Below are 11,538 nucleotides of genomic sequence, written 5' to 3' on the forward strand. Positions count from 1 at the left end.
AGTTTGTGCGGCGGGATTATGCGCCTGGTGCGGGCGCCGGCACCGGGATACGGCCGATGCGCGCACGGCCGAGCGCCCACAGCGCGGCGGTGAGGCACAGCCAGGCCAGCAGCCACGGCCAGGCGCGGCCCGGGCGTGTCGCCGTCATCGTGTCGGGCGTCGCGTCCGATGCGCGCACCAGCGTCTGCGTCGCGCTCTGCAACGCAGCGATATGAAGACCCGCGGCGGCACCGTCTGCGCGGACCAGAAACGGCCAGCTGCCGGCACCAGATTCAATGCGATGCCAGCCCGCCACGGTCGGCCAGATGCCAGCGCAGCCGTTCGCCGCGGGATCGGGGACCGGCGCGATCGTCGCACCGTCGGGCGCATGGACGCCTGCATCGGCATCCAGCCCGCAGACCATCGAACGCATGCCGACACGAAATTCGCCGTCGAAACGGGGCGGCTGCACGTCACCGGCGCGCGCGAGCGCGGCCGCCCAACCGCTCCACAACCCTGCGTGCAGATCCGCGCGCCCGGCCAGCGGCAGCTGCCAGCTGTCGGCCAGCGTGACCACACCGAGCCGTCCTTGCCCAACCGCCTGCCAGCGCATCATCCCGGACGGCCCATCGCCGTGCGCCGGTGCGCCACCCGACAGCGGCAGATACGTGAGCGTCGGTGCCGCTTCGCCGGCCAGCAATGGATCGAAGGGCGCGTCGTCACTGCCCGGACCCATCCACGCGCGCAAGCGCGCGACATCGTCAGGGCCGGTCTCTGCTAGCCAGTTCACGGCACGTCCGGTTTCGATCGACAGGCCTGCACCGCGGAGCCAGGCACGCAGCGCCGCCGACGGTGGTTGCGGCGCATGGATCAGGACACCCAGCCCCCCGCGCACGGCCGTCAGCAACGACGCACGCGCGCCGGCGCCCAGGCCGTCCCAGGCGCGCGCATCGAGCAGCACCAGATCCTGCCCGGCGAGCGATGCGGCATCGAACGCAGGCGCATCGCCCACGCCCGCGCCGCCGCCGAAGGTCGCGCGCCAGCGCAAGGCAAGGCCCGCGTCCTCGGCCCATCGACGCAGCGCGCGAACGTCCGGGTTCGGAGCCCCTGCCATCAGCAGCAGGCGCACCGGCGCTGCCGCGTCGACGATGACCGGCACCTGCACGCGCTCGATCTCGCGCGCGTCCGCGTCGTGCGCGACGACATCGAACACAGTGGCGCCTGCATCGCGCGCGGTCGCGTCCAACCGGAAACGTCCGGCATCGTCGGCCGCCGCGGTCGACATGACACGCCCCGCGGGATCCAGCAGCGACACGCGTGCCGCGTCGACTCCCGCAACGCGACCGCTCACGTCGAAGCGCGCGCCCGCGCCGATCGCCTCCGGCGCACCGAGTTCGACAAGTCCCGCAGGCGTTTCGGCAGGCACGAACGCGAGCGCGCGACCATCGACCGCGTCGCGATCACGCGCTTCCAGTCCATGCCCGACGACGACCAGTGCGCGCGCATCGGGATGCCGACGCAATGCGGTCGCGAGATCCGGCATGCGTTCTGCGCCCGGCGGCGCGGGTCCGGATTCGGGCAAGGCGACGACGACCTCGGCCGCCGGCACCGCTAGCCCATCTGCACCCGCGGTCAGCACGGCAAGCGTGCCGCGCTCGACCGCAACGGGTGGCGGCAACAGCCCGCGATACAGCAGGAATGTCGACGCCAGCGTCAGCGCGAGGAGCGCACACGTGCGCCACACGGCAGGCCGTGCACCGGTCGTCGCACGCAGATGTCCGACGACCAGTCGCAGTACCGCAAGTGCGGCACCGACGGCGAACACGATGAGCAGCCAGCGTTCCGGGCTCATGGGGCGTCTTCCTGCAATGCATCGAGATACCGCGCGCCCATCGCATCCGTCGCCGCACGCCGTGCGGGCGCCGGCAACGGTCGCTGCAGCACGCGCCACAGCTGTCCGCGCAGCGCCTGGCGGCAGTCGACGCAGGCCGCGTCGCGGCGCAACGCATCGACGGCGGCCAGCAATGCGAGCGGATCATCGACCTGGCGCGGATGCGCCTGCGCCCAGCTGATCAATGCATCGAGATCCGGCGCATCGTTCCAGGCGAGCGCGCGCCAGGCGTTTGCGGGTGCCGCGTCGGTGTCCACGTCCGGCGCCGGCACGGCGCGCGGCGCGATGCCGTCGCGATCGCCGCCGAGGCGTCGCGTAGGATCGACCGGCGGCAACGAGGAACCTACGCGGGCCCGGTAGATGCGATCGGCTTCCTGCACCTGTTTGATCAGTTCGAGCGCGCGGTTGGCATGCGGCAGCGCTTCGCGCGGCGCGGCCTGGCGAAGGTGCAGTTCCGACTGCCACATCGCCTGCAGCGCACCGCGCAGGATCTCGCGCGTCTTCGGGTCGAGCAGTGTCGCGGCCTCCGGCAGATCGTGGGTGTGGCCGAATGTCGCCAGCACATCGTCGGCGCGACCGAAGGTCATCGTGTCCTGCGGTGCATGGTCGTGGTCGTCGTGCGGGGCGGCGCCCTGTGCGGCCGGTGCATCGTCGTGCGCGTGATCGTCGTCATCGTGCGCGGCCACCGGCGGTGTATCGGTCTGGCCGAAATCGTCGATCGGCAGTGGTTTGCGCGGCGGCGATGGCGGGTCTTCCGCATCGTTGGTCGGCGGCGGCCGCGGTGCGCCCTCCGATTCCTCGCCGAGGAACTGGCCGTAGCGCAGGCGCAGGATGCGCTGGTCGACGCCGAGTGCATCGGAGCGTCCTTCGAAGGCGCTGCGCTCGATGCGCGGCTGTTCGGCGATCAGGGTTTCGGCATCGATGATGATCTGGCGCTGGCTGCGGAAGTACGCGGGCAGCACGTCACGCGCGAGCCCTTCCAGGCCATCTGCATCCACCGGTGCCGGCGGCGGCCAACGCAGGATCAGGCTGGCACTGCGGGCACGTTGCGGTTCCGGCGCCCGGGTGTCGCGCACCTCGAGTTGCGCGACGAGATCGCCGCCCTCTTCCAGTCCGAGCGCGACAGGATCCAGCGTGGCCTGGAATGTCATCGCGCGCGCATCGCCGCGTCCGCGCAGCGGCATCGTGCGGTCCTCGAACGTGATCGCCTCGCCGCTGCCACGCGTGACCGTGATCCGCAGCTGCGCGGACGGCGCGACGCCGTGATCATCGCTGGCCTCGAACGCCAGCGCCCAGGCGCGCTGTCCGCGCGTGTAGGTCGACAGCGTCTCCTCCGGCGTGCGCACGCGCACCTCGGGCGGCCGGTCCGGCACCGCATCCAGCCGCCAGGGCTGCGCGCGCGCCAGGATGTGGTCGGTGTCGCCATCGACGGCAATGCGGTACAGCCAGGACTGATCGAGCCGCAACGTGGCAACCCAGTCCTCGCCCTCGCGTACGAACGCGATCTCGCTGTCGTCGTGCAACCGCAGTGCGACACGCTGCGGCTGCGGGGCGAAGCGCAGCGTCCAGCGCAAGGTCGCGCCAGCCGGCGCCTGCGCGTCGAGTTCGGTCTGCGTGCGCACTGCCTGCCCGGTGTAGCCCGGTGCAGCAATTCGCAACGACTGCGACTGCAGCACAGGCGTTCCGTTCACCGCAGCGGATCGCGACGCAGGTCGTGTCTGCGCATCCGCATTCGGCGCGATGGGCGGCCACCACACTGCCGCTGCGATCAGGATCGCGCCGGACACCCATGCCGCCGCGATCGTACGCGTCGGAAACGGCGCGGGTGCAGGCGTCCAAGGCTTAGTCGCGAGTCGCGCCTGCAAACGCGACTGCTGCAGACGCTGCAGCGCACCGAGCGTATCCGCACGCGCGAACACCAGCGCGGCGCTGTCGTCCATGTCCGCGCGGTCCGCGTCCAGGCGGCGGATCAGCCATGTGCGATCTAAGCGCGCCATGCGACGCAACGCCAGCCACGCGACGACCGCCAGCCACGCCAGTACGACGCCTGTGGCGAACGGTATGCCCGCGAGTCGCCATGCCAGCGCTGCACTGCCCGCGATCAGCGGCAGTGCGCACAGCAGCACGCGCGCGACTGCGCGTCGGCGCGCGGCACCCAGGGTGCGGGTCAGCTGTGCAGTGACGCTCATGCCGTGCGGTTCCGACGCGGCGCCGCGGCCATCCAGCGCTCCAGCGCGAACGCCAGCGCGACGAGCAAGGCCCACCACGGCCGCAGGTCCCGCGGCGTCGTCGGCCAGGCATCAACCCCTGTCGATGGCGCCAGGTCCGTGGCGGCGATGCGCTGCGGTGCGGGCAGCGGCTGCAGCAGCACGCGCAGGCGCGACGGGAATTCGGGATCGAGCAGAACGGGCATCGTCGCCGGATCGACGGCCTGCGCGAAGCGTACGCAGGTCGCCTCGCCGCAGACGGCGCGTTCGAACACGGTCATGCCGTTTGCGTCCTGCTGGAGCGACTGCCAGTCGACCTCCTCGCGCGGTACGTCCGGCCCAAGCAGCAAAACGCGACCAGGCGCTTCAGTGCGCAACGCAGGGGGCGCCGCGGTGTCGCCCCACCACACGGCAATCGCCTCCGCGCGCGTCGCTTCGTCTGCGTTCGCGATGCGCAGCGCATCGGCATCATCGGGACGCCACGCGCGTGCGACAGCGCGCAGCACGCGCAACGCCGGATCGTCGGCGGCAATGCCGAAGACATCGAGACGCGGCGGCAGGACCGGCGAAGCCTCCGTGTCGGGTTCACTGCCGACCACGATCTGCCAGTCGACCGGCCGCGACAGCACGATGCGTCCACCGTCGGCACCGTCGATCGTCTCGGGCACCAGCACCGTCAACGCGGTGCCGCTCGGCGCGGTCATGTCCAGCTCGCGCAGCAGGCTGGCGACACTGGCGCCGTTGCGTGCCGGCGCGGATTCGCCACCCACTTCGGGAAATCCGGGCGCAAGCCAGCGCGGCGCCCGTGTGCCGTCTTTGAGGGGCGGCAGTGCATCGTCGGCAACGCCGGGCACGACGACGGTCCAGCGCGCCGGTGCGGTTTCACCGTGCAGCACCGGCCACGCCAGCCACAGCGCGATCAGTGCCAACAGCAGCAGCCGCACCAGCAGCAGCGGCCAGTCGTCGAAGCGCAGGCGACGCCGCGGCTTCGGACGTTCGCGCAGCCAGCGCAACGCGGCGAACGGTGTGGGCCGCGTTGCGTCGCGACGTGCCAAGTGCAGCAACAGCGGCAACAGCAGTGCGATCAGCGCCGCGAGCGCAGCCGGCGCGAGCAGACCGACACTCATGATGCGCGCTCGCCGAACAGGGCGCCAAGGACGGTGGCTGGCGGCGTATCGATCAGGTGGGTCGCGAAGCAGATGCCGGCCGCCGTGAATCGCGCAGCCAACGCACGTCGCGCTGTCTCGAAGCGTGCGAGGTAATCCAGGCGCAACGCAGGACCATCGCCGAGCAGCGATTCGCCGGCCTCGGGTTCCACGAAGCGGCGGCCGTCGCGGAACGGGAAATCGCGCTCGTCCGCGGTCAGCACCTGCAGCGCGGTCACGTCGCGGCCGGCGTTGGCGAGCTGGACCAGCTGCTCGACTGCGGCGTCGTCGAACCAGTCGCCGATCGCAACGACGAGATCGCCACGTGCGATGCGTCCCCACGCGGGCGCAAGCGCCTTCGCCTCCGGCCATTCGCCACCCGGACGCACCGCGGCCAGCGCGTGCCGCAGTCGGTCGCGCTGGCGCGGTCCAGTGCCCGGGGTCACCAGCGCGACGCCAGCGCCACCGCACAGCACCAGGCCGCAGGCATCGCCCTGACGCTGCGCGATCTCGTAGACGCAGGTCGTCAGCAACCGCGCGACATCGAAGCGCGTGCGCGTCGGCGCGGCCTCGTCGGCCTGGGTCATCGATGCCGTGGTGTCGAGCAACACCCACGCACGCACTGGGCTATCGCGCTCGGCCTCGCGGACGAAGAAACGATCGCTGCGCGCGTAGAGCTTCCAGTCGATCTGCCGCGGCTCGTCGCCGGATTCGTAGGCGCGGTACTGGGAGAACTCAAGCCCGCTGCCGCGGTTGCGGCTCGCGTGGTGGCCGATGCCCTGCCGTCCCGGTGCGTGACGCGGCCGCAGGTGCAGGGTCGCGAGCAGCGAGCGCAGCGCGGGCGACAGCACGTCGCCGACGGCTTCGGCCGAAGGCGTTCCGGATACGTCGGGTCCCGCAGTCGCCATCGCGGGGATCAGCGCGCCGGCGCGGGCAAGGCGCGCAGCAGGCCGGCAATCACCGCGTCGGCATCGATCTGCGCGGCTTCTGCCGCGAACGACAGCACCAGACGATGGCGCAGCACGGGCGCGAGCAAGGCTGCGACATCCTCGCGCGTTGCCGCGAGCCGGCCCTGCAGCAGCGCGCGCGCCTTCGCCGCGAGCACCAGCGACTGCCCGGCGCGCGGACCCGCGCCCCAGCGCACGTACTCGCGCACGACATCCGGAGCGCCCTCGCCCGGCCGCGTCGCGCGCACCAGCGCGGTGATCCACGCCAGCAGGTCCTCGCTCACGTGCACCTGGCGCACCAGCGCCTGCAGCGCGAGCACGGCGTCGGCGCCCATGACGCGCGGCACCTCGGCTTCGGCCGTCCCGGTGGTGCGCGCGAGGATCGCCTGCTCTTCGTCCGCATCGGGATAGCCGAGCGCGACGTGCAGCAGGAAGCGGTCGAGCTGCGCTTCGGGCAAGGGATAGGTGCCGGCCTGTTCGATCGGATTCTGCGTGGCCAGCACGAAGAACGGCCGCGGCAACGCGCGGGTGACACCGGCATGGCTGACGGTGTGCTCGGCCATCGCTTCCAGCAACGCGGCCTGGGTCTTGGGCGGCGTGCGGTTGAGCTCGTCGGCCAGCAGCAGCTGGGTGAACACCGGGCCTTCCTGGAACCGGAAGTGGCGCTTGCCGGTACCGTGATCTTCCTCGAGCAGTTCGGTGCCGAGCAGATCGCTGGGCATCAGGTCGGGCGTGAACTGCACGCGCCGGAAGCCGAGATCGAGCGCCTGTCCCAGCGTGCGCACCAGCAGCGTCTTGCCGAGACCGGGCACGCCTTCGAGCAGCACGTGACCACCCGCAAGCAGCGCGACCAGCAGTTGCTCGACCACATTGGCCTGCCCGACGACCGCGCGGCCGATCGCGGCACGTAAGGCATCGAGCTCGGCGAGACGGGCCTGCAGGTCGGCTTCGGTGGGAGCGGTGTGGGTCATGCAGAAATTCCTGTAGGAGCGCGCTCGCGCGCGATCAGGCTGTCCCGGTAGAGCGCCATCGCGCGTCCCCGAAAAGGGGATGCGAGCACAAGCGCCGCTCCTACAGGCAGGCTAGTGGTCATGCGCTCAAGGCATACATGACGATGTTGACCGCGAACTTCGTGTTGTCCTCGGCCAGGAAACGCTTGTTGCGCCAGTCGTAGTCCCACTCGCAGCCGTAATCCTTGTTGCTGTAGAGCACGGCCAGGCGTCCGTCGATCGTGATGCCCTTCAGATAGTCGTGCACCAGATCGTCGCCCCAGCCGTTGAGCTCGAAACTCGTTGCCGGCGGACCGTCTGGGAACTGGAAGAAACTGCGGTAGAGCGCATGATTGTTCGGCAGCTTCCGCATGGTCGACGCCCCGAAGATCGCCGCCATCTGCGCCTCGAACGATTTGGCGAACAGGCCGTCGATGTCGTGATTGCAGTCATCGACGAACACGAAGCCACCGCCGCGCACGTAGCGCTCGAAGTTGCGCCGCTCGGCCGGACTGAACTCGACCAGCTTGTGCCCGGCCATGTAGCAGAAGGGCGAGGCCAGCATCTTGGGATCCGACAGCGCGACGACGCGCTCCTCGGGATCGACCCGCAGGCCGGTGTAGTCGATCAGCGAGGTGATGACGTTGGACGGCATCCGCGCATCGACGTCCCAGTCGCCTGACTCGTAGCGCAGGCGAGTGAACCAAAAGTCGTAGCGGGCCGATTGGGCCGCGACGTGCGGCAGCGCGAGCGTTGCGGCGCTGGCGAGCAGCAATCGCAAAGACTGACGGCGATTCATCGCGCGCATGCCTCCGCGGTGCCGGGGTATTGGCTTTGGCTTTGGCTTTGGCTTTGCAGTGAATGGCCAATGCAGAACGCAGACCCGCAGGGCGCCGCACATGGATGTGCGGCGTTTTTCGACCGAGCCATGGATGGCGAGTCGAAAAATCCCGGAACGAGGGACTCACCGGATTTGCTTCCTCGGGGAGACGTTTTTCTTTGGTTCCGTTTCTTTTGGCGTCTACCAAAAGAAATGAACTCGGCCGCGTCAGCGGACGAAAGCGTTTGATCCTCGCCTCTATCGGCGCCTTCGGCGAGACGAGCAGAGTCCAAAGCTTCCACTCGCCTTGCGGCGAGCGGGTTCATTTCTTTTGCTGGCCCAAAAGAAACGGAACCAAAGAAAACGGCCTCCCCGACGGACCTCACCCGGCATGTCACTTGTTCCGGAATTTTTCGACTCGCCATCCTGGCTCGGTCGAAAAACGGCGGGCATCCATGCACGCCGCCCTCCGGGTTTGCGATCTGCATCGCGCGCGTCGCGGAAAGCGAGCACTTTCCACGACGAACGCAGAACCGCGAACCGAATGCCTCAGACCGCATCCGACAACGACGTAAACGTGAAATCCCTGAGCCGCATCGGCGGCAGCATCATCACCATCGACGACTCGTCGCCACCCACCCGCACCGGGCGACCCAGTTCGTCGATGTTGTTAAGCATGATCACCGGCGACTCGTTGAAGCGGAAGTTCTTGACCGGATGCTTGATCTCGCCGTTCTCGATGTAGAACGTGCCGTCGCGGGTCAGGCCGGTCAACAGCACGGTCTGCGGATCGACCATGCGGATGTACCAGGTGCGCGTGACCAGGATGCCGCGATCGGTGCCGCGGATCAGATCGGCGGTCGTGCCCTCGCCGCCCGACATCAGCAGGTTGCCCGGACGACCGACGGCGCGCTTGCCCTGCTGCTGCGCCCAGAAGCGCGAGTAGTCGAGGTTGGCGATCTTGCCGTTCTCGATGATCGGCATCTTCTCGCGCGGCAGACCCTCGCCGTCCCACGGCATCACCGCCGCTTCCGGGTGCCACGGGTCGGCGACGATGTTCACGCGCGGGTCGTAGACCTGTTCGCCGAGCTTGTTGCCGCCGCCGCGCTTGGACAGGAAGCTGCGGCCTTCATCGGCGGTGCGTGCATCGAAGAAGCGCATCATGAAGCTGATCAGGCCCGCGGCTGCGGCCGGCTCCAGGATCACCGTGTACTTGCCCGGCTCCAAGGCCTTGGCCTCGGCCGAATCGCTGGCCTTGCGCATCGCCACGCGCACGTCGCGGCCGGCGTCGAACGCGCTGGCGTCCTTGAGATTGCGGCCCACCCAGCCCGAGCCGCGTCCGTCTTCGGTGCGCACGGTGCAGGTGTAGTTGAAGTTCGTCGCCTGCTGGTAACCGAAGTTGCCGTTGCTGTTGGCGAAGGCGACGAAATTCTTGCCGTCATCGAGGAAGCCTGCGGCGATCAGTTGCTCGGCGCGACACGGGGTGATCGAACCGGCCGCGACCTGTGCGCGGAATTCCGGCGTGATCGCGGCCGTCGATTCGCTGAAGGTCGGGCTGGGGCGATATTCCTGCTTGCCGATCGCCGGCAGGAATTCCGGATTCTCCGGCGCCAGACGCGCGAGGTCTTCGGCGCGCTTGACCACACTGCGCAACGAGGCCTCGTCGAAGGCGTTGATGCTGGCGGTGCCGACGCGCTTGCCGAACGCGACCTGCACCGCGAGTTCGGCATTGCTGACGATGCCGCTGGTGGAGACATTGTTGAGTGCGAAGCGGATGTTGCCGTCGACGGAGCCGGACAGCGTGGCCGTGCATTCGTCGGCGGTGGACAGGGCGACGGTCTTTTCGAGGATCTCGCGCGCCTGGGCTTCGGTGAAGATGGTCATGTGGGAGTCTCCTTAGCCGAGCGAACGCGCGGTGTTGATCACGTTGATACCGTCGAAACGGGCGGTGGACGAACCGTGCGACACGGCCGACACCTGGCTCGGCTGGCCCTTGCCGTCGAAGAACGAACCGCCGAGGCGGTAATCGCTTTCGTCGCAGATCGCGGTGCAGGCGTTCCAGAACTCCGGGGTGCGGATCTGGTAGGCCACGTCCTCGATCATGCCGGTGATCGCACCGTCCTTGATCTCGTAGAACAGCTGCCCGCCGAACTGCGCGTTGTAGCGCTGCTGGTCGATCGAGAACGAACCGTCGCCGATGATGTAGATGCCGTTCTGGACATCCTTGATCATGTCCGCAACGCTCAGCTTGGCCTTGCCCGGCGCCAGCGAGACGTTGGGCATGCGCTGGAACTGCACGCTCGACCACGAATCGGCGTAGCAGCAGCCATCGGATTCGGTCTTGCCGAGGATGTGGGCCTGGTCGCGGATTGCCTGGTAATCGACCAGCTTGCCGTCGGTGATCATGTTCCAGCGCTTCGTCGCCACGCCTTCGTCATCAAAGCCCACGGCGCCGAGGCTGCCTGCCTGGGTCTTGTCGGCGAATACGGTGACGATGTCGCTGCCGTACTGGAAGCGCTGCTCGCGCTTGTCGAGCGTGGCGAAGCTGGTGCCGGCGTAGTTGGCTTCGTAGCCGAGCACGCGGTCGAGTTCGAGCGGATGGCCGATGGCTTCGTGGATCGTGAGCCAGGTATGCGACGGGTCGAGTACGAGATCGTAGCGACCCGGCTTGACCGACGGCGCCTTGAGCTTTTCCTGCGCCTGGCGGGCCGCGGCGATCGCGTCCTCACGCATGTCGTAGGACTTGCCGTAGTTGACGATGCCGTTGGGCGAGACGATCTTGCCCGACGCCGCGCCATCCAGATATTCGTAGCCCATGCCCATCGGTGCGGACAGGCCTTCGCGCGTGCGGAATTTGCCGCTGGCCTTGTCGATCGCAGTCACTGTCATTGGTGCCCAGATGCGGTGCACGTCCTGATCGATGTAGGAGCCGTCGGTGCTGGCGAAGTACTTCTGCTCGTTGACCAGGAACAGCGTGGAATTGACGAAGCTCGCGCCCGCACCCATAGCCGCGGCGTTGACGCCCAGCAGCAGTTCCACCTTCTCGGCCACCGGCACTTCCATGGCGTTCTTGGTGATCGGCGTGCGCCACGAGGCCTCGCCCACACCCTTGACCGGCGCGAGCTGCACGGGCGCGGTCTGCACCTTCGAATTCGCCATCGCGATCGCCGTCGCCTGACGTGCGGCTTCGGCCACGCCCTGCTCGGTCAGCGTATTGGTCGCCGCGAAGCCCCAGGCGCCGCCGGCGATCACGCGCACGCCGACACCGATCGATTCGGTGCTGACGACGTTCTGCACCTTGTCCTCGCGTGTCATCACGAACTGGCGCAGATAGCGGCCGACGCGGACATCGCAGTAGGTGGCGCCCGCGGACGTCGCGGCATTGAGGCCGGCATCGGCGAGCCGCTTTTTGAAACCGATGTCGAGCGTGGACACCAGCTGCTCGGCGGCGATGACCCGGCCGAAGACGGCAGGCAGCATCAGTCCGCCCGCGCCGACACCAGCGAGGGCGAGGAAGTCGCGTCTATGCAAGGGAGCTCTCCGGAGAACGTGCCTGCGAC

The 11,538-nt window shown here is 68.7% G+C and carries 8 protein-coding genes; all 8 read right to left on the bottom strand.

What is annotated here, in order from left to right; genetic code table 11:
* Positions 1-16 precede the first annotated feature (16 nt).
* Entirely contained in the window at positions 17-1,831 is a 1,815-nt protein-coding gene (locus tag ACZ9YD_RS00620; protein ID WP_465073197.1) for a carboxypeptidase regulatory-like domain-containing protein, read from the bottom strand.
* Complete coding sequence (locus tag ACZ9YD_RS00625; protein WP_465073198.1) at positions 1,828-4,059, bottom strand: hypothetical protein; 2,232 nt, start codon at positions 4,057-4,059, stop codon at positions 1,828-1,830. The genes ACZ9YD_RS00620 and ACZ9YD_RS00625 overlap by 4 nt, the downstream gene beginning before the upstream one ends.
* Positions 4,056-5,204, bottom strand: a complete 1,149-nt coding sequence (locus ACZ9YD_RS00630) for a BatA domain-containing protein (protein ID WP_465073199.1) — start codon at positions 5,202-5,204, stop codon at positions 4,056-4,058. The genes ACZ9YD_RS00625 and ACZ9YD_RS00630 overlap by 4 nt, the downstream gene beginning before the upstream one ends.
* Entirely contained in the window at positions 5,201-6,130 is a 930-nt protein-coding gene (locus ACZ9YD_RS00635) for a DUF58 domain-containing protein (protein WP_465073200.1), read from the bottom strand. Before ACZ9YD_RS00635 ends, ACZ9YD_RS00630 begins: the two co-directional genes overlap by 4 nt.
* Positions 6,131-6,138: 8 nt before the next feature.
* Positions 6,139-7,140 carry an AAA family ATPase gene (locus tag ACZ9YD_RS00640; RefSeq protein ID WP_465073201.1) on the bottom strand — a complete coding sequence of 334 codons (1,002 nt, stop codon included), beginning with the start codon at positions 7,138-7,140 and terminating at the stop codon, positions 6,139-6,141.
* 118 nt (positions 7,141-7,258) lie between these two features.
* Entirely contained in the window at positions 7,259-7,957 is a 699-nt protein-coding gene (locus ACZ9YD_RS00645) for a DUF4159 domain-containing protein (RefSeq protein WP_465073202.1), read from the bottom strand.
* A gap of 570 nt (positions 7,958-8,527) precedes the next feature.
* Positions 8,528-9,862 carry a TldD/PmbA family protein gene (locus ACZ9YD_RS00650; protein WP_465073203.1) on the bottom strand — a complete coding sequence of 445 codons (1,335 nt, stop codon included), beginning with the start codon at positions 9,860-9,862 and terminating at the stop codon, positions 8,528-8,530.
* Positions 9,863-9,874: 12 nt separating this feature from the next.
* Positions 9,875-11,509, bottom strand: coding sequence for a TldD/PmbA family protein (locus ACZ9YD_RS00655; protein WP_465073204.1), 1,635 nt, complete (start codon positions 11,507-11,509; stop codon positions 9,875-9,877).
* Positions 11,510-11,538: the final 29 nt, after the last annotated feature.

It is taken from the genome of Luteimonas sp. AC640a (genome assembly GCF_979256585.1).

Bases quoted from the DNA above. Each gene is read 5' to 3' on its own strand.
- ACZ9YD_RS00635 (WP_465073200.1), bottom strand. From the start codon at position 6,130: ATGGCGACTGCGGGACCCGACGTATCCGGAACGCCTTCGGCCGAAGCC.
- ACZ9YD_RS00640 (WP_465073201.1), bottom strand. From the start codon at position 7,140: ATGACCCACACCGCTCCCACCGAAGCCGACCTGCAGGCCCGTCTCGCC.
- ACZ9YD_RS00625 (WP_465073198.1), bottom strand. From the start codon at position 4,059: ATGAGCGTCACTGCACAGCTGACCCGCACCCTGGGTGCCGCGCGCCGA.
- ACZ9YD_RS00645 (WP_465073202.1), bottom strand. From the start codon at position 7,957: ATGAATCGCCGTCAGTCTTTGCGATTGCTGCTCGCCAGCGCCGCAACG.
- ACZ9YD_RS00630 (WP_465073199.1), bottom strand. From the start codon at position 5,204: ATGAGTGTCGGTCTGCTCGCGCCGGCTGCGCTCGCGGCGCTGATCGCA.
- ACZ9YD_RS00620 (WP_465073197.1), bottom strand. From the start codon at position 1,831: ATGAGCCCGGAACGCTGGCTGCTCATCGTGTTCGCCGTCGGTGCCGCA.
- ACZ9YD_RS00650 (WP_465073203.1), bottom strand. From the start codon at position 9,862: ATGACCATCTTCACCGAAGCCCAGGCGCGCGAGATCCTCGAAAAGACC.